This window comes from Shewanella cutis (genome assembly GCF_022410515.1).
GTDB lineage: Bacteria > Pseudomonadota > Gammaproteobacteria > Enterobacterales > Shewanellaceae > Shewanella > Shewanella cutis.
Map to the genome: position 1 here is coordinate 453,526 of NZ_JACSDI010000001.1, position 17,667 is coordinate 471,192.

Consider the following 17,667-nt stretch of genomic DNA (forward strand, 5'->3'; position numbering starts at 1 on the left):
ATCTATTCTTTTATTTTCAATGTATTAAATGTAAATAAAGGGAGAGAGCCGACTATTGAACATACTGAGAATCGTCAAGTGGCGGCCAGAGATGCACTGTATTTTTACCTAACAGAGACAAGATAATGCGTAACAAAACAGCTGAGACGATGCCTAAAAACGGTTTAAATACCCAGTGACACCCTTTCAAAAATGCACAATATAAAAACCCAGCTATGCTTAATCACAGTTGTGTCAAACAAGCTAAAGTGGTTGTTAACTAAGCAGTAAATGCACAACTCACTCACAGTAAAAACCAAGCTTGGCATTCACATTCTGAACGCGCAACACTTCAATAAAGAGAATAGTTCATTCAGTTTTAACTTAACCAGCATGATAAACAAGGGCTTATGTAAAGAGCCTGAAATGCATATCGGCATAAATCAACTCTATAGGAAATTCATCAATGAATATGTCACAAAAAATGGCGGCGGAGTTTTTGGGTACACTGTGGCTGGTTCTCGGCGGCTGTGGCAGTGCTGTGCTAGCGGCGGCCTTTCCAGAGGTGGGGATTGGCTTACTCGGGGTTTCGCTTGCTTTTGGTTTAACGGTTCTGACGATGGCGTTTGCGATTGGTCATATCTCAGGTTGTCATCTCAATCCTGCTGTATCCTTTGGGCTATGGGCTGGCGGACGTTTTCCTGCGTCTGAATTGCTGCCTTATATCGTTGCCCAAGTGGCGGGCGGGATCGTCGGTGCGGGTGTGTTGTACGCAATCGCCTCAGGGCAAGAAGGCTTTAGCTTGGCATCCGGCTTTGCCTCTAATGGCTTTGGCGAACATTCCCCCGGCGGCTATAGCCTGATGTCGGTGCTAATCTGCGAAATCGTAATGACCTTGTTCTTCTTATTGGTCATTTTAGGTGCGACCGATGAGCGCGCACCTAAAGGCTTTGCACCGATTGCAATTGGTCTGTGTTTAACCCTTATTCACTTGATCAGCATTCCCGTATCAAACACCTCGGTAAATCCGGCCCGCAGTACCGGCCCTGCGCTCTTTGTCGGCGATTGGGCTGTCTCACAATTATGGCTATTTTGGGCAGCCCCCATTATTGGCGCCATGTTAGCGGGCGTTATCTACCGTTATTTCAACGCCGCTAAGTAATTCCTACTAACAACGGCGCCCTCACGGCGCTGTTGTGCTTTTTCAAACTCCGCTCTAATGTTACCATCTTGGCAACTGGTGAATTTTGCTGTGCTGACGCTATACATGAGTGGCACGACAGGCTTCGCCCAATTCACGTATAAGAGATATTTTCATGAGCAAGACTGTTAAAACCTTTGCAGAAGCGGCTGGAATGACTCCAGAAGCGCGTTACGATTACCTTGTCGAACAAGTCAAACAACACAAAGTGTTATGGACGCTACAGGATCAAGATGGTTGCGTCATGCTAACCACTGAAGATGAAGACTGCATCCCAATGTGGCCAACCGAAGAAGCCGCTGACTCTTGGGCTGTCGATGATTGGAGCGAATGCCAAACTCTAGCGATTCCATACGATGAGTGGCACGAAAGATGGGTGCCAGGTATGGAAGATGATGATCTGTTTGTCGCCGTATTCCCTGTGCAAGATGACTTAGGTGTGGTGATCCCACCCTATGAGTTAGACCAACGTCTACTCACCAAGCAAAGTCATTAATTTATAAGGCGAACAATAATGTCGATGAGCGAGCAGGAATCCTCTTTGGCAACGCCAGTCACGACTCCGTTGACTCAAGCCCGTTTACCTAAACGCTTAATCGCATTGCTGTTACTCTATGTTGCAGCCTCGGTAAGCGGCTTAATCGCCAAACAAGGAGTATTGTTTTGCCTGTTGACCCTATTGATGGTGTTAGGAATTGTCGGTCGTCAAAAGGCGGGGCTAATTATGCTAAGGGGTTATACGTTAGTACAGTTAGCATTGGTGAGTATGCTACCTGTGATCCTATACGATCCCGATAATCTCGTGGCAGGGCCAACCACAGTACACCTTGGTCAATGGCAGGGAAAATTCCCTGACTACGTGATTTTGATAGTGTTGATCATTTTGTCTTTATTGCAGGTTTGGATCGCATTTGATAAGAAAGTCAAAGCTTGGTTTAAGCCTAAATTAAATCTCAACATTATGAATTAACACCAAATATCCATGCTATTTAGGTGAACATAACCAACAAAAAAGCCGTCTTCTCGACGGCTTTTTTATATGCTATATCAGCGAATTACTTATACTGAGAAGCTGGCACCACAACCACAGGTGGTTGTCGCATTGGGATTTTTCACAAAGAAACGCGAACCTTCGAGGCCAGAAGTGTAATCCACTTCACCACCAACTAAATATTGTAAGCTCATGGGATCGACGACCAATTGGACGCCTTGCTTCTCAACGGTGAAGTCGCCTTCGTTGACCTTTTCATCAAAGGTAAAGCCGTACTGAAATCCAGAACAACCACCGCCAGTAACATACACACGTAGCTTAAGTGCAGGATTTTGCTCTTCTTCCAACAAGCCTTTTACCTTAGCGGCAGCCGCATCGGTAAATTTAATCGGCATTGTTGCATCAGCTTGATCAGTCATTACTACCTCTTACATCAGTTTTCTGGGGCAAATTATCCGTTACCTGACTATTTTGTTCAAGTATTACCCGCGGTTCTTTTTCACCCTGCATTAATTCAGGGACACTATAGACATGTTCTGTCTGTGAATTTTTGGTCCAACGGCTCGAAGGCACCACCACTTTGACTTTTACCTGCACAACATTAAAGCCTGCTGGTACAGTGACTTTGGTATCTATTACCTGAAAATAGCGAAAATCAAATTCGAGCTTAGAACCCGTGAGTTTGTTCACACTTAACTCAACGGATTTGCCATCTTGCACACCAATCAAGGTCATTTCGGTACGCCCTTGAATCGCCTGTTTACGCTTTTGCAACTGAGTCAGAATCAGTTTGAAATTGTATTCATCTGCTAAGGCACCCGGCGTCATCTCTAGTCCGTGGATGGCGATCCCTTCGGCATTATCGTCCGGCGACATGATGCTGCGATAAAAGGCTAATTCGTTCTCAAGTTCCTTTTGTTTTTTCATTTGCTGCGCAAACATATCCTGCATTTGCGCATTGGCTTCGCGCTCGACTGATAGCTCTAAATTACGAGTCGCAAGTAACTGAGTTTGCTCTTCAAGTTCCGCGGTGACGCGTTGCAATTTACCACCGCCAATATGCTTTACGACAGGCTCGTCACTGTTAAGCACAATAAAGCTCACCCAAGCGCCCAACAGAAATGCCACTAAGACCAACGACAATAAATACTTGGTCGATGGACGATACTTTAAATCCATGACTTGCAGCCGATTTAGCCAACGATGATAATTTGGCATTAGGTAACAGCCCCTTATATAAAATACAATCAACTCAAGAACGAGTTCGATACAATACAACTCAGGCCAACGCAGTGCAATTAACGATAAATAAAGCCGCGATTGAAGACGCCATCATCACAGCGAAAAAGTACTTAACTAACGAGCTGCGAGATCATTTATCCCAAGCCAAGATCAGTGCGCAGCTTTGCTTACTGGCCTTGCTATTTGCCATCTTTGCCTCCTGCGTGATCCTGTTGTTTCGACTCTTACTCCTGTGGGCAAATCATTACACCCAAATCGAGACGCTGGATTTTACGGGTAACATCGCCGACTGGCGAGCACTGTTGCCACTTTTCGGCGCCTTATTGATCTGGCTTGTGGCCAAACTAGGCTCAAAACGTTACAACCGAATGGGAATTGCCTATGTATTACATAGGGTTAAATTGCATTACGGCAAAATCCCCTTGCAATCTGCTGCAGGGCAATTTTTTCAGGCTCTGTTTGCCTTAGGGACTAATTTCTCGGTGGGCCGTGAGGGCCCCGCCATTCACCTTGGCGCAGTGAGCGCCAGCGTATTAGCCGAAAAATTTAACCTTCCCGATAATAGTGTGCGGATTATGTGTGCCAGCGGTATTGCCGCGGGGATTGCCGCCACTTTTAATGCGCCACTAGCTGCAGTGATTTTTGTGATAGAGGTGATAGTGCGCGAGTACAAAGTGCATTACTTCTTCCCGATTATGCTGTCCGCCATTTGTGGGGCGGTTTCCAGTCAACTGGTGTTTGGCAATGTGCATGAATTTGACCGTATTCAAGTAATCCATATTCCGTTGGATCACTATCCGATTTTAGCCCTTGGCGGTCTTGCATTGGGCTGTGCAGCAGCATTCTTTAATTACACCCTCATAAAAGTCACCGCCACGGGACAAAACTGGCCACTGATTTATCGGCTCTTGCTGGCGGGCAGTATCACAACCCTGATTGGCTTAATCTTGCCGCAGGCGCTGGGCACTGGAGATTTAGCGATTAGCGAAGCCATAAGTGAGCACCCCAGTTTATTACTGTTAATTGCCCTGCTCGCTGCCAAAATTGTCGCGACTATTGCCGCAATAGGTTTAGGGATACCCGGAGGATTGATTGGCCCGCTCTATGGTATAGGCGCCTTAATCGGTGCCATCTTAGCCTTAGTCAGCGCGATGTTATTCCCTTCGATTGCGCCTTACGTTGGTCTCTATACAGTGATCGGCATGACCGCCATGATGGGCGTTTGCCTTAGTGCGCCGCTCGCGGCATTAGTTGCGCTGCTCGAAATGACTAACGATGCCAGTATTATTCTACCAGCGATGTTTGTGACTATTCCTGCCTTCTTGATTGCCTATCAAGGGTTTAAAACTAACTCCATCTTCTTCAAGCAGCTAGAGATTATGGGTTTAGGTTATAAAGTCGCCCCTGTGAATTTAGCGCTACAGAAAAAAGGTGTGCGCGCCTTGATGGATAAGCGTTTTGTTATCGTCAACAACAACGACGAGCTGCTGCTCGAAGTGTTAAAACGCGCCGAAGGTCGCCCTGTGTTAGTGCGTAACGCCGATGGAGTGATTGAAATGCTCAGCCTCGAGATGCAATCCTTTGATGACAACGTCACCCTCTCGCGCCATCCGATGCCGGGGCTGAGTGACACTAAAACCCTCGATGAGGTGTATAACTTGTTGTTGCCCAAGCGCAGCGGTGAAGTATTTATCTACCAAGACACTCCAGACAATGTGGTGGGTGTGGTCAGTTGGTCGAACCTACAACAGGAAATTCGCTCGGGCCAAGTCTAAGCCCTGCAAAGATGGGCTTAGATTCACAAAATCTTGTATTAGCTATCTAAAAAATCCATGCAAGGCCACGGCGGCTATTTCGCAGCCCCTGTGCATCTGTTACAATCGCGCCTCAGCCACCCTACATATACACCAGGGCACAAAGCGCGACATTGCACTTTTACGCCCCCTAGCAATTGGAAAACAGGCTGATGAACCAGTTCGAAGGATCCCATATCCTCTCCGTAAACCAGTTAGATCTTGATTCAATCCAAACTATTTTTAATGTCGCCCACCGTATGATGCCCTATGCACTACGTGAGAAGCGCACAAAAGTGCTCGAAGGCGCCATTTTAGGTAACCTGTTTTTCGAGCCAAGTACCCGTACCCGCGTCAGTTTTGGCTGTGCCTTTAACTTACTCGGCGGCCATGTGCGTGAAACCACAGGTATGGCCTCATCGTCCTTATCAAAGGGCGAATCCCTGTACGATACCGCCCGCGTACTCTCGACCTATTCCGATGTCATAGCGATGCGCCACCCCGACTCTTATTCGGTAAAAGAGTTTGCTGAAGGTAGCCGCGTGCCAGTAATCAACGGTGGTGATGGTTCGAACGAGCACCCGACTCAAGCCCTGCTTGATTTATTCACCATTCAAAAAGAGTTAGGCCACGCTGGCCGCGGTATCGATGGCATGCATATCGCGATGGTCGGTGACTTAAAATTTGGTCGTACAGTGCATTCATTGTCGCGCTTGCTGTGCATGTACAAGAACATCAGCTTCACGCTGATTTCGCCAACTGAATTAGCAATGCCTGACTATGTGATCTCTGACATTGAAAATGCTGGCCATAGCATCAAAATAACAGACCAGCTTGAAGGCCACTTAGATAAAGCCGATATTCTTTATCTGACCCGCATTCAAGAAGAGCGCTTCCCATCCCAGGAAGAGGCTAACAAATACCGCGGTAAATTCCGTTTGAATCGCAGTATTTATACCCAACATTGCAAATCTAACACTGTGATCATGCACCCGCTACCACGGGATTCGCGTGCGCAAGCTAATGAGTTAGATAATGATTTGAACAGCCATCCTAATCTCGCTATCTTCAGACAGGCGGACAATGGACTGCTAATTCGTATGGCACTGTTTGCATTGACACTCGGGGTTGACTCGCAACTCGAAAAATATGAGTGTCCCGTTAATTGGTATTCACGTAAAGCCGATCGTTAATCGGCGACATACTTTAAGGACTTAACATGACCCGTTCCGAAGCGCTATTTGAACAGGCTAAAAAAACCATCCCCGGCGGTGTTAACTCTCCGGTTCGTGCATTTAACGGTGTAGGTGGTTCGCCGCTGTTTATTGAAAAAGCCGATGGCGCTTATATCTACGATGCCGATGGCAAAGCTTATATCGACTATGTCGGTTCTTGGGGCCCAATGATCCTCGGCCACAACCATCCAAAGATCCGTGAAGCCGTGTTAGCTGCGGTACACAATGGCCTGTCTTTTGGCGCGCCAACTGAGCTTGAAGTACAAATGGCCGAAAAAGTCATTGCCATGGTTCCTTCTATCGAGCAAGTCCGCATGGTCAGCTCAGGCACTGAAGCGACCATGAGTGCGATTCGCTTAGCGCGCGGTTTTACTAATCGTGACAAGATCTTAAAGTTTGAAGGTTGCTACCATGGTCACGCTGACTGCCTATTAGTTAAAGCGGGTTCTGGCGCATTAACCTTAGGCCAACCAAGCTCTCCTGGTATCCCTGAAGATTTCGCAAAGCACACCTTAACTGCCGTGTATAACGATCTGGATTCTGTACGTAACCTATTCGAGCAATATCCAACTGAGATTTCTTGCATCATCATCGAACCCGTTGCAGGTAACATGAACTGCATCCCACCTATCCCAGGCTTCCTCGAAGGTCTGCGTAGCCTGTGTGATGAGTTTGGTGCGCTGCTGATTATCGATGAAGTGATGACTGGTTTCCGTGTTTCAAAAAGCGGCGCTCAAGGTCATTATGGCGTTACACCTGACTTAACCACTCTCGGTAAAGTTATCGGTGGCGGGATGCCAGTAGGTGCATTTGGTGGTCGTAAAGATGTGATGCAGTTTATCGCACCAACAGGTCCTGTATACCAAGCAGGCACGCTTTCAGGTAACCCAATTGCAATGTCAGCGGGTCTAGCACAAATGGAAGCCCTGTGTGAAGAAGGTCTGTACGAAGCGCTGAGTGCTAAAACTAAGCGCATCGCTGAAGGCTTTAAAGCGGCGGCGGATAAGCACGGCATCCCAATGGCAATCAACTATGTTGGCGGTATGTTCGGCTTCTTCTTTACCGAGCAAGAGCACATCACGCGCTTCGACCAAGTGACTAAGTGCAATATTGAGCACTTCCGTACTTTCTACCACGGCATGTTAGATGAAGGTGTTTACTTAGCACCAAGTGCCTATGAAGCAGGCTTCCTGTCGATGGCCCATGGTGAAGAAGAACTGCGCCTTACACTTGAAGCTGCCGACCGTGTCTTCGCTCGCATGAAAGCGGCAAACTAAGTATTTCATTAAAATCAAGGGACGCATTAGCGTCCCTTTTTATTTAGTTGCCTATTTGACGTGTTTCGCGCGGTCGATAACTATCGGATTGTTCCAAACCTACAACTGGACTTAAATCAAATCGGCACGACTAAAATGCTGGTAAGGTTAAGGTGATATGCTCAACAACTACGCTCGAATTGTTCAATACCCAAAGTGATCAACTGTTTATCACTGAATATCCACCAAACTAATCAGCCTAAAAGTAAGAGAGTCCGGAACACAAAAGTCATTTTGCGTTATCCTCAAAATACAACATCCAGTGTCTAAACCATTTAAGAGAAGCAAAATACTGTTCACTATGCACTCGCTCTATATTTTGACTTAGCCAAGTCGGTGGCATGAGAGCATAATCCATATTGGTAACGGTAATTAACTAATTACTCTAGCATTCTATTTGTGCCTTTGATTTTTGCTGTATTTTCTCGATAAGGGAAAATTAATTGCAGGATCGATAAAATCACTGCTTAGACTTTAATCGTAGATTTTACTTTACAGTCGCCCTCCGAACAGGCTGAATCAACATAAAAATTCAAACAAACACAAAAATTCAGCATTTTACACCAACACAAGCCAACCAATCTCGAGATCTGCATCACAAAGCGACAGAAAACTGAGTTACAGCTAACAGTTGCGTTATTCTCGCCATTATGTTCTGATCCGCACGCGCTAACACGGCAAGCTTAATTTAGCCTTGATAACGCCACTCAATAGCTCGCCTTTGGGCCTGCCACAACATTAAAACAGCAGTTGGAATTGCAGTTATGTTATATACCTTTCTGATCATACTGGCGGTGCTCGCATTGCTCAGTATTATTTTCGAAGAAGTTACCCACCTTAATAAAGCAAAAACCACCTTATTCTTTGGCTGTATTTCATGGGTAGCGCTGTTTATGGCTGCTGGTGATCCTAGTCATGAGGAATTAGTTGGGCATCAACTCAATGAGAACTTGCTTGAAATTGCTACACTATGGTTGTTTTTAATGTCGACCATGACCTTTGTGGCTTATCTTAACGCTAAAGGTATGATCCAAATTATGGTACAGAAGCTGTTTCCACAGCAGGTTTCTGTGCGAATTTTAATGCTCCAAGTCGGCCTGTTTTCACTCGTACTCTCAGCATTTTGTGATAACGTCACCGCAACTCTGGTTTCTTTAGGCTTGCTAACTACCTTCAAACTCGATAAACAAATGCGCCGCAGAATGGCAGTATTGATTATTTTCGCGGTGAACTCTGGTGGTGTTGCATTAATCACGGGGGACGTAACCACCCTGATGATCTTTTTAGCTGGTCACGTACATATCTCTGAGCTATTGATGTTATTTATCCCCTCGGCAGTGAGTGTTATTTTATTAGCATCACTCTTTTCCCTAAAAGCTGAAGGCATAGTCTCAACAACCCCAATTAAACATAGTTATCAAACGGTTGATCTATTAATTGCCCTCGTGTTCTTCTGCACGATTTTAATGACCATGCTGCTGAACATTTTGTTCGGGATCCCACCCGTACTGACCTTCTTAACGGGTCTATCAATTATGTTCTTGATCGGCCACACCATCCGTAGTGATAAAGAAGAAATCAAGATCCTTGAGTACATCCGCCAGGTAGAATACGACACCCTGTTGTTCTTCTTAGGAATTTTACTACTGGTTGGTATGCTTAAAGAAATCGGCACCTTAGATATGCTAACCACAGCATATGCCCAATTTAATCCAAATATTTCTAACTTTGTCACTGGTTTAGGTTCAGCCCTTATCGATAACGTGCCGCTAACTGCAGCCCTGTTAAAAGCAGAGCCAGTACTCAGCACACCAGAATGGTTAGGCTTAACCTATAGCGTGGGTGTCGGTGGTTCATTATTAGTCATTGGTTCAGCTGCGGGTATCGTGGCCATGAGCAAAGTAAAAGAGCTAACCTTTGTAAGCTACCTAAAATATGTGCCAGCCCTATTCCTGTGTTATTGCGTAGGTTATGGCTTAACCTTACTCCTCGCTTATAACTTCTTCGCTTAATCTTTAAAGATAAATAAAAGGCGCCACCTGGCGCCTTTTGTCATTAAGTACATGGTCTAAATCGCCGGAACCCTAAATTGCGTTCCTTGAATGTCTAAAACGACATCCCTCGGGCGAATAGCAATAATCTTCAATTTGGCAGCGATCATATCGCCTTCCTGTAACTCTGCGCCATCAACGTTCAGCCAACGTTGGCTCGCATCGGTTGAATAAACGTGGGCTACAATATTAAATTCAGGCACTTGTAACTGCAGTCCAGCCGGCAGTTGCCCGTATTTGGGAATATCGTCGTTTTCGGTTTTAGGGATAGGGTCAAGCTTAGGCTCAGTAACGGGTACTTTTGCTGCTTTGCCATATTCAACATCTTTAAGTGCATCTTGGAAAGTCGCAACCAGTTCATCATCTTGACGACTCTGCGCCGTATTTAATCCCACATCAACGGCTGCCGCATTAACTTGTTGACGTAGCGCCTCAAGTGTCGCTAAACCTTGACCATTCGCGTTAGCTCCTAACATGATTGGCTCTGGTTCGGCGGCCTCTTGAGGTTCAATCATATTTTCCATTGATGATTGTTGACGAACTGTCTCATCCAAAGCCACCGAGGTGGCGAGATAATCATCGTAACTAGGATCCGTAGTAGCAGGATTCGCTGACAACGTCTGAGCCGAACTTATGTTTGAGTTAACATAGCCTTGCATGCTTAACGGCTGCTCATTTAAAACCTGCTCCCTGGGTAAAGCGACTTTTCCTGCTAATCGAAATCCAGCAGTTCCTCTTGCATCTTGAGGGTGTGTATCAGGTGAAACCTCTGGCTCAGAAGTCGCACTTGTCGATAGCTCTCTGTTAGTCTGATTAACTACTGCATCAGAGCCCGTCTTTGAAGCGTGTGCAGCTATCACGGCCCCCTGATACGTATTGCTCTTATGAGCATCATTGGCCTTCAAAACAGCCATTGAACTTGACTGTTGCCAATTCGCAATCCCCCATGCTCCCCCCACACCGAGAGCAATCGCGACAGCGAGCAACGACAATTTAGCAACAGGAAACGCAGCCTTTCGTGGCGTAGGATAACTCGCCCTTGGCGTTAATACCGCATCAGGTAAAGCTGAAGATTGCTGCTGTTTATTACGGGTTACCGCGTCGAGTAAAATGGACATTAACTCTGCGCTCCATTATCGGTTAGGCGCGGCCCTTGATCACTTAAATACAAATTCAGTCTCACTAAAGTTTGATTACCTGCGATACCATCAGCCTTCAAACCATGTTGGCTTTGAAAGGCTTTAAGATCATTCTCCAACTTAAGATCAAATTGGCTGACTCGGCGCGAAGGTCGATTCGCCACATGGGCAAGTGCGTTTTCCAACCACTGTAGTTGTCCAGGGCTCGATTTCTGGCTAATTTCCATCATAGGCAGATTGGGCGCTTGCCACAGTATTTCAAACGTGCCACTAAAATGTTGATTAAACCAAGCCCTTTCCACCCACAATTGTTGCTCGCCTAACTGCATTAGCAATTGGTCACCATCAACAGCAATCACGGTACCATAAAAATCTTGTTGATTCTCATCAACTAAATATACAACTGCAGGATAATTTAGCCGCGTGAGAGACATCCAATTTCCCTGCTGTTGATAACATGCCAGTCCCTGCTCAAATGCAGACTGACAGGCGGTTAAGCCTTTAAAGGGGACTTTGCCCCACACATTAAAGAGGCCTGCAAAGGCTGTATCAATTTGTCGACTCTGCTTTATAGCCTCCTGCAGCACGCGCAAGTTCGGATCCGGTGCCACAAGCGTTTGAGCCTGAATGCTCTCTGGCACAGTATTCGTTAATGCCGGTTGGCTTTGCTGTACGGAATTATCAGCAATAATAGTTTGTTTAGGTTGAGTCACGTTCTCGTTCGCCACAGTGGCAACGACAGCATGATCCGTAAACAACCAGTAAGACACACCAAAAGCGAGAACAAGGGTGGCAGCAATCGCACTCGGCCACAGGAACTTATTCTGCGAAGGTTCTTCCTCTCCTAATACTTCTGCCGCCGCTTGCCTCACCATATGATGATCGATAGGCACTTTAGATTGCGCATAGCCCGCCATCAGCGCTCGCTCGCACAACAAGTTGATTAGGCGAGGGATACCACCACTGTATTTATGCAACACCTTAATAGCTTTTCGGGTAAATAATGGTTCAAAACGACCAGCAACCTGCAAACGGTGCAATACGTAAAGGGCTATTTCGTCTTCATTTAAGGGTAATAAATGATAACGAGCAGTGATCCGCTGGGCTAACTGGCGGAGCTCTTGCCGTTTAAGTAACAGTTGCAGTTCAGGTTGACCAATCAAAATAACTTGCAGCAGTTTTTTAGTATCGGTCTCAAGATTAGTCAGCAACCTTAATTGCTCTAACACTTCAGCGCGTAAATGCTGCGCTTCATCGATTATGAGTACGGTATTGCGGCCCTTCTCATGATTGGCCAGTAAAAAACGGCTCAGATGGTCGGTAAGTTGCTTAAGCGTTGGATTTTCGCCATAGCTAATCTTCAACTCATCACACAATGTGGCGAGTAACTCCAACTCAGTCAGCGAAGGATTTAAAATAAATGCGGTATCGGTATTATCGGGCAATTGCCCAAGCAAACAACGAGATACAGTTGTCTTCCCGGTACCTACCTCCCCCGTTAATAACACAAAGCCACCTGTTTCCCCTAGTCCATAGGTTAAATGGGCTAAGGCTTCTCTGTGTCTGTCACTCAAGAATAAATAATGAGGATTGGGTGCGATCGAAAAAGGGTTATCACTGAGTCCATAAAAGGCCTTGTACATACCACCAATCATCCTAAGCTAAAAATAACGCACCACGTTAAAACGTCCTAAGGATATTGTCAAAGCATCAGCAACATGGATGTGACATTCTAATAAATATCTCCACTCCAATTCACCTCGCCATGGCTTCATCATGTTAAGCTACCTTTATGACACACTAGCTAAAATATTCCTGTGAAAATTTACTTAGTTGGCGGTGCTGTTCGAGACAGCCTGCTTAATCTCCCGATAAAAGATAAAGATTATATGGTTGTTGGTGCCACTCCAGAGCAAATGCAGCAACTAGGCTATCGACAAGTGGGTAAAGACTTCCCTGTCTTTTTACATCCTAAAACCCAGCAAGAATATGCATTGGCACGAACGGAGCGCAAAGTGGGTTTAGGCTATGGTGGCTTTAGCTGTTATGCCAGTCCTGATGTTACCCTAGAGCAGGATTTACTTAGACGGGATTTAACCATTAATGCCATTGCTAAGGATGAAGAAGGCAATTTATACGATCCCTATCAAGGTATTGCAGATATAAAAGCACGCCAACTGCGACATGTTTCAGCTGCCTTTGCAGAAGATCCGCTAAGGGTCCTGAGAGTAGCCCGCTTTGCCGCCCGTTTTCATGATTTAGGTTTTGAAATTGCAAACGAAACACTAGCCCTAATGCAGCATATGAGCAAAACCGAAGAGTTAACGGCGCTTACGCCTGAGCGCGTCTGGCAAGAAGTCGATAAAAGTCTCGGCGGGCCAAATCCAGAAGTCTTTTTCCAAGTGCTGCGTCAATGTGGCGCATTGAAAATTCTCTTTCCCGAGATTGATGCCCTCTTTGGTGTCCCACAACCCGAAAAATGGCACCCAGAGATAGATACAGGCCTTCATACTCTGATGGTATTGGCTCAAGCAGCATTACTTACGCAGGAAAAAGTAGTGCGCTTTGCAGCCTTAGTTCACGATCTAGGTAAGGCAGTAAGTCCTAAAGAAGACTTACCCAAGCACCATGGACACGGGCAAAAAGGACTACCGCTCATAAAAGCATTGTGCGAGCGGCTTCGTGTTCCTAACGAGTATCGCGATCTCGCCCTATTGGTTAGTGATCAGCACCAAAACGTTCACCAAGCGTTTGAGTTAAGGGCTGAAACCATTATAAAGATCTTCGATAAAGCCGATTTTTGGCGCAAGCCTGAAAGACTCAATCAACTATTGTTGGCTTGTATTGCCGATATGCGAGGTCGAACAGGATTCGAACACCAAACCTATCCACAGAGTGACTACCTTAATGCGTGTTTTTTAGCCGCAAATAATGTAAATGTAAAAACCATCATAGAGACAGGATTGCAGGGGGCACAGATAAAACAAGCTCTCTATTCGAAGCGAATTGAAATCGTTGAGCAAATAAAAGCCAATTGGTCGAGACGACAAACTAAACAAACGCAATAAATTTGTAACTACTTTGTAAAAATATGCGCAATTTCTGGTAAATGCCGCCCTGTTTATCGATAAAAAATGGGGATACAGCCTAGAAAAAACACTTTTCAAAAAAATTTATCTGTCTATAGTGGTTAAACCCATTAATATTCGTAGCAAATTAAAATAGCTATGTCATAATTAGGCAGTTTCGATTCCCAAGTGACGAAACATTCAAATCCAACCTATTTTAAGGGATTTTTTACAATGAACAAAAAAGTACTGATGATTGCTGGTTTAGCAATGACTGCCCTACTAGGTGGTTGTGCAAACACTACTGCTCTGGAAGAAAGCGTTGCAACTCTGGGCAACAAAGTTGATCAATTGTCAGCTGATGTTAGCTCTCTGAAATCAGAGCAAGGCAAACTGTCTGCAGACGTTAAAGATGCTAAAGCAGCAGCTATGGACGCACAAGCAGAAGCTAAACGCGCTAACGACCGTCTAGACAACGTTGCTTCTCGTTACAAGAAGTAATGATAAGTGATTAACCTGTAATTATCAGGTTGAGATCAAAGGCTTGAGAAAGATGAAAGCGAATAGCACACCTATCTCAAGCCTTTTTTTATGGCCAATATTTAACTGCTGATAGTGCTCTTCCCTCTTTTTTATCAAGTAAAAAGTATCTGTTTTCTACTTCCTCTAATTAGCGCAGTCAATTTAATACTTCCCTAGCTTTCTCGTCTTAGTTAAACCTCATAGCAGGTAAACTCCTCATCAGTTTTACTTTTGATACCACCCGTAAAATCAACCGTTGTGTTTTCTATTACTTCTGCTGATTTCTCTAAAAAGGTAAATTTTTATCAGACCATTTGCCTAGGGCGAGTTAAAACATAATTATAACTTTTGCGCGAGGACTAAAGTAAAATCGATTTCTAGCTTATCGAATGCTTGGCTCCGAATAAGGTGTTTTACTTTATCCGATGCGCGCCATGCGTAGGGGGTCATATCGAGCAATACTAACGCTTGCTCACCCGTCACTGACAAATTGAATTGTAATCGCTGCTGTTCTTTCACTGTTAACCCTGAAGGCAGGTTTACTTGGACGGATTTTTCAGCGAGTTCGGGATAAATGAGGGCTTTAATTTGCCACAGATGTCGAGCGCCGGGGATCACCTGCAACATAACCCCCTGCTCTTTAAGTACTCGGACACATTCTTTGCCTTTCAACGGTCGATCTACCACCGTGATAAAATCGACACAATTATCCGCAAAAGGTAACACTTTCGATGTGCTTAAACAGAGCACTGCAGGCGTTTGCGCTTTAGCGGCAGCAAAAATGGTATTTTCCGCGTCTGCAACACCAGTGTACTGGACATCTATTCCATTGGTCAGTTTAGACAGCGTCGAAGATAACGCGCGTAAATAGAAACCTTCAGCACACTCGTAATCCAACAGGCAATCATTCGGCTGTAAATATGCCGCGATCATCTCGCCCATTTTGTCGATCAAGGGCGTAAAAACTCCCGACTCAAGCAAGAAATGTTTAGCTCTTACCTGTTGACGACTATCCCCAGTTGGCTTTTGACGGGCGGGCTTTGTGAATACCCAATATCCTGCTGCATTCTTATCAAAATGGTGCTTGTTAGCACAATAAAAACCTTGGGATGCCTGATGTTGCATCAGCGCCAAACCACAGGTCGGGCATTGAAATAGAAGGCTCATAAACAACTCCGGAAACAAAAACTCATGCCTAAAAACACAAAAATCGGGCGCTAGACCCGATTTTTTGGCAAAAGAGCCTGTGCATTATAAGAAGATAAATCCACACAACACGGCACCAAGGGCCAGACGATAAATCACGAAAGGCGTCATACCCATGCGGCTAATAATTTTCAAGAAATAATGGATACATAGATAAGCGGCAACAAAGGAAATCACAGTTCCGAGGGTCAGCGCTTGATAATCAATGGGAAGCGGGCTCTCAGCCAAATCTTTACCAACTAAAATTGCCGCACCTAAACTCACAGGCACAGACATCAAAAAGGAAAAACGCGCCGCCGCATCACGACTAAGGCCTAACATAAGCGCAGCAGTCATCGTCGCGCCTGAGCGTGAAGTGCCAGGAATTAGCGCCAGCGCCTGAGCAAAACCAATTAATAACGCCTTACGCCAACCTGTTTGATAAATGGTTAAATCGTGACGTGACATTTTATCCGCCCACCAAAGCAACAAACCAAACACCACAGTGGTAACGGCTATCACACCAGTATTACGCAAATGAGTGGCGATAAAGTCTTTCGCCATAAAGCCAAAAAAGACCGCAGGTAAAGTAGCAAGAATGATCCACCACGCTAGCTTACTATCGTCGGAATGCTGACCTTTCACTATGCTGGCAATCCACGCCTTAAACATAGCCCAGAGCTCATGTCTAAAATAAATCACCACGGCGAATAACGAGCCCGTATTCACCGCTACGTCGAAGGATAACCCCTGATCTTCCCAACCTAAAAGCTGCGCAGGTAAGATAAGGTGAGCCGAGCTGGAAATAGGAAGAAATTCTGTTAACCCTTGAATTAGCGCTAAAATAATTACCTGAAACGTATCCATGACAATCCTATCAATCAATTAAAAAGTCAGCCCATAAGGCCACTCAAAGGTCACAGGCCAAAGCTTTTGTGACGTTTTATCATATTCATCCCACATCGCGGCATAGGTTTTCTGCTGCAATGGGTGAATCAAATCCGGCGCAATTTCAGATAAAGGCCACAACACAAAAGCATTACTGACGATTTCGGCTCGTGGCAGTATCACAGGGGTTTGACAAACAACATCATCGTAAAGCAGTAGATCAATATCTAGCGTTCTTGGACTGAACTTTTTAGCCCCCATCAGCCGGCCGTGATTTTGCTCGATTTGCTTAAACTGCGCAACTACCTCGGCAATATTCAGCTCGGTTTGGGCACAGACCACCATATTTAAAAAATTGGTGCCGTTAAATCCGACCGCTTCACTCTCATACATAGAGGAAAGTTGCAGAGGACCTAAGTATGTGCGTAAAGATTGTAAACCCGCCTTGAGGTAGTGAGTGGGTTCTATATTACTGCCTAAACTAATGTATATACGTGCCATGCAAATGTCCGAACCATCTTTCAACTAAATCTAAAGCTTCAATTAACGTGAGCGCTCAATCTCAACCCCAACAGATGAGGCAGAAGGTACTGCACCGGGCTTCATCACCACCACTTTTACCCAGCTCACCCTAAACTCACTCAATAAACACTCAGCAACCCGTTCTGCAACTGTCTCAATTAACTCAATCGGCTTTTCAGTGACAAGCTTCGTCAAGCGATTGGACACCGTCTCATAGCAAAGGGCATATTGATAGTTATCGGTCGCGGCAGCAGGCCGATTATCCCAAGCCATATCAAGATCTAAAAACAGGCTTTGGTGGATGTTCTTTTCCCATTCGTAGACGCCAATCACAGTATCAATACGTAATTGTCGAATAAGCACTTTATCCATACTAATTCCTACTCACTCATGCCAATGAGGTCTGATAAGCTAAACACAATAGAGTCTGTATAATCCGCCGCTCTATAGAATAACTAATTTACTTTCTACTCGGACCAATCCGAAGTAGGATAACGCCCAAATGGATTTATTCATTCAGAAACTGTCGCAACCT

Annotated in this window: 17 protein-coding genes; 9 read left to right on the forward strand and 8 right to left on the reverse strand. The window is 45.2% G+C overall.

Features of this window, described 5'->3' with window-relative positions; all coding sequences use genetic code 11:
• Nucleotides 1–445 precede the first annotated feature (445 nt).
• The 3 genes from aqpZ to H9J30_RS02180 all read left to right on the forward strand — a co-directional run bounded on the left by aqpZ (nt 446) and on the right by H9J30_RS02180 (nt 2,150).
• Nucleotides 446–1,141: an aquaporin Z gene (gene aqpZ / locus H9J30_RS02170; protein ID WP_240129484.1), complete on the forward strand. Its 696-nt coding sequence runs from the start codon at nt 446–448 to the stop codon at nt 1,139–1,141.
• A gap of 154 nt (nt 1,142–1,295) precedes the next feature.
• On the forward strand, nt 1,296–1,676 hold the full coding sequence (locus tag H9J30_RS02175; protein WP_240129485.1) for a DUF2750 domain-containing protein: 381 nt from the start codon (nt 1,296–1,298) through the stop codon (nt 1,674–1,676).
• A 24-nt stretch (nt 1,677–1,700) separates the two neighbouring features.
• On the forward strand, nt 1,701–2,150 hold the full coding sequence (locus H9J30_RS02180) for a hypothetical protein (protein ID WP_240130048.1): 450 nt from the start codon (nt 1,701–1,703) through the stop codon (nt 2,148–2,150).
• Nucleotides 2,151–2,239: 89 nt separating this feature from the next.
• Here H9J30_RS02180 and erpA read toward each other — a convergent pair whose 3' ends face one another.
• Both erpA and H9J30_RS02190 read right to left on the reverse strand, forming a co-directional pair.
• Nucleotides 2,240–2,590 (reverse strand): iron-sulfur cluster insertion protein ErpA, encoded by a 351-nt coding sequence (gene erpA, locus H9J30_RS02185; protein ID WP_011071517.1) that lies wholly within the window; start codon nt 2,588–2,590, stop codon nt 2,240–2,242.
• Nucleotides 2,583–3,389 carry a DUF6776 family protein gene (locus H9J30_RS02190; protein WP_240129486.1) on the reverse strand — a complete coding sequence of 269 codons (807 nt, stop codon included), beginning with the start codon at nt 3,387–3,389 and terminating at the stop codon, nt 2,583–2,585. Before H9J30_RS02190 ends, erpA begins: the two co-directional genes overlap by 8 nt.
• 74 nt (nt 3,390–3,463) lie before the next feature.
• Between H9J30_RS02190 and H9J30_RS02195 the strand changes: the two genes are divergently transcribed.
• The 4 genes from H9J30_RS02195 (at nt 3,464) to nhaD (ending at nt 9,769) form a co-directional block, all read left to right on the forward strand.
• Nucleotides 3,464–5,188: a chloride channel protein gene (locus tag H9J30_RS02195; RefSeq protein WP_240129487.1), complete on the forward strand. Its 1,725-nt coding sequence runs from the start codon at nt 3,464–3,466 to the stop codon at nt 5,186–5,188.
• A 191-nt stretch (nt 5,189–5,379) separates the two neighbouring features.
• On the forward strand, nt 5,380–6,399 hold the full coding sequence (locus H9J30_RS02200) for an aspartate carbamoyltransferase (protein WP_011717911.1): 1,020 nt from the start codon (nt 5,380–5,382) through the stop codon (nt 6,397–6,399).
• Between the two features lie 26 nt (nt 6,400–6,425).
• Complete coding sequence (hemL, locus tag H9J30_RS02205; protein WP_240129488.1) at nt 6,426–7,718, forward strand: glutamate-1-semialdehyde 2,1-aminomutase; 1,293 nt, start codon at nt 6,426–6,428, stop codon at nt 7,716–7,718.
• An 803-nt stretch (nt 7,719–8,521) separates the two neighbouring features.
• Nucleotides 8,522–9,769, forward strand: coding sequence for a sodium:proton antiporter NhaD (gene nhaD / locus H9J30_RS02210; protein WP_240129489.1), 1,248 nt, complete (start codon nt 8,522–8,524; stop codon nt 9,767–9,769).
• A gap of 56 nt (nt 9,770–9,825) precedes the next feature.
• Here nhaD and H9J30_RS02215 read toward each other — a convergent pair whose 3' ends face one another.
• Nucleotides 9,826–10,926 carry a general secretion pathway protein GspB gene (locus H9J30_RS02215; protein WP_240129490.1) on the reverse strand — a complete coding sequence of 367 codons (1,101 nt, stop codon included), beginning with the start codon at nt 10,924–10,926 and terminating at the stop codon, nt 9,826–9,828.
• The gene (locus H9J30_RS02220) at nt 10,926–12,590 is read right to left on the reverse strand and encodes an ExeA family protein (RefSeq protein ID WP_240129491.1); all 1,665 of its coding nucleotides are present in this window, start codon (nt 12,588–12,590) and stop codon (nt 10,926–10,928) included. Before H9J30_RS02220 ends, H9J30_RS02215 begins: the two co-directional genes overlap by 1 nt.
• Nucleotides 12,591–12,764: 174 nt before the next feature.
• Between H9J30_RS02220 and H9J30_RS02225 the strand changes: the two genes are divergently transcribed.
• Both H9J30_RS02225 and H9J30_RS02230 read left to right on the forward strand, forming a co-directional pair.
• Nucleotides 12,765–14,015 (forward strand): multifunctional CCA addition/repair protein, encoded by a 1,251-nt coding sequence (locus H9J30_RS02225; RefSeq protein ID WP_240129492.1) that lies wholly within the window; start codon nt 12,765–12,767, stop codon nt 14,013–14,015.
• A 234-nt stretch (nt 14,016–14,249) separates the two neighbouring features.
• Nucleotides 14,250–14,516, forward strand: coding sequence for an Lpp/OprI family alanine-zipper lipoprotein (locus H9J30_RS02230; protein WP_011071508.1), 267 nt, complete (start codon nt 14,250–14,252; stop codon nt 14,514–14,516).
• Nucleotides 14,517–14,876: 360 nt separating this feature from the next.
• Here H9J30_RS02230 and H9J30_RS02235 read toward each other — a convergent pair whose 3' ends face one another.
• From H9J30_RS02235 to folB, 4 genes are all read right to left on the reverse strand, one after another.
• Complete coding sequence (locus tag H9J30_RS02235) at nt 14,877–15,704, reverse strand: class I SAM-dependent methyltransferase (protein ID WP_240129493.1); 828 nt, start codon at nt 15,702–15,704, stop codon at nt 14,877–14,879.
• An 84-nt stretch (nt 15,705–15,788) separates the two neighbouring features.
• Complete coding sequence (locus tag H9J30_RS02240; RefSeq protein WP_240129494.1) at nt 15,789–16,589, reverse strand: undecaprenyl-diphosphate phosphatase; 801 nt, start codon at nt 16,587–16,589, stop codon at nt 15,789–15,791.
• A gap of 18 nt (nt 16,590–16,607) precedes the next feature.
• Nucleotides 16,608–17,111, reverse strand: coding sequence for a 2-amino-4-hydroxy-6-hydroxymethyldihydropteridine diphosphokinase (gene folK / locus H9J30_RS02245; protein ID WP_240129495.1), 504 nt, complete (start codon nt 17,109–17,111; stop codon nt 16,608–16,610).
• A gap of 42 nt (nt 17,112–17,153) precedes the next feature.
• On the reverse strand, nt 17,154–17,504 hold the full coding sequence (folB, locus tag H9J30_RS02250; RefSeq protein WP_240129496.1) for a dihydroneopterin aldolase: 351 nt from the start codon (nt 17,502–17,504) through the stop codon (nt 17,154–17,156).
• Between the last annotated feature and the right edge of the window lie 163 nt (nt 17,505–17,667).

What these genes read in the sequence shown, in the direction of transcription:
- aqpZ (WP_240129484.1), top strand. Translation starts at nt 446, where the DNA reads ATGAATATGTCACAAAAAATGGCGGCGGAGTTTTTGGGTACACTGTGG.
- H9J30_RS02175 (WP_240129485.1), top strand. Translation starts at nt 1,296, where the DNA reads ATGAGCAAGACTGTTAAAACCTTTGCAGAAGCGGCTGGAATGACTCCA.
- H9J30_RS02180 (WP_240130048.1), top strand. Translation starts at nt 1,701, where the DNA reads ATGAGCGAGCAGGAATCCTCTTTGGCAACGCCAGTCACGACTCCGTTG.
- erpA (WP_011071517.1), bottom strand. Translation starts at nt 2,590, where the DNA reads ATGACTGATCAAGCTGATGCAACAATGCCGATTAAATTTACCGATGCG.
- H9J30_RS02190 (WP_240129486.1), bottom strand. Translation starts at nt 3,389, where the DNA reads ATGCCAAATTATCATCGTTGGCTAAATCGGCTGCAAGTCATGGATTTA.
- H9J30_RS02200 (WP_011717911.1), top strand. Translation starts at nt 5,380, where the DNA reads ATGAACCAGTTCGAAGGATCCCATATCCTCTCCGTAAACCAGTTAGAT.
- hemL (WP_240129488.1), top strand. Translation starts at nt 6,426, where the DNA reads ATGACCCGTTCCGAAGCGCTATTTGAACAGGCTAAAAAAACCATCCCC.
- nhaD (WP_240129489.1), top strand. Translation starts at nt 8,522, where the DNA reads ATGTTATATACCTTTCTGATCATACTGGCGGTGCTCGCATTGCTCAGT.
- H9J30_RS02215 (WP_240129490.1), bottom strand. Translation starts at nt 10,926, where the DNA reads ATGTCCATTTTACTCGACGCGGTAACCCGTAATAAACAGCAGCAATCT.
- H9J30_RS02220 (WP_240129491.1), bottom strand. Translation starts at nt 12,590, where the DNA reads ATGTACAAGGCCTTTTATGGACTCAGTGATAACCCTTTTTCGATCGCA.
- H9J30_RS02230 (WP_011071508.1), top strand. Translation starts at nt 14,250, where the DNA reads ATGAACAAAAAAGTACTGATGATTGCTGGTTTAGCAATGACTGCCCTA.
- H9J30_RS02235 (WP_240129493.1), bottom strand. Translation starts at nt 15,704, where the DNA reads ATGAGCCTTCTATTTCAATGCCCGACCTGTGGTTTGGCGCTGATGCAA.
- H9J30_RS02240 (WP_240129494.1), bottom strand. Translation starts at nt 16,589, where the DNA reads ATGGATACGTTTCAGGTAATTATTTTAGCGCTAATTCAAGGGTTAACA.
- folK (WP_240129495.1), bottom strand. Translation starts at nt 17,111, where the DNA reads ATGGCACGTATATACATTAGTTTAGGCAGTAATATAGAACCCACTCAC.
- folB (WP_240129496.1), bottom strand. Translation starts at nt 17,504, where the DNA reads ATGGATAAAGTGCTTATTCGACAATTACGTATTGATACTGTGATTGGC.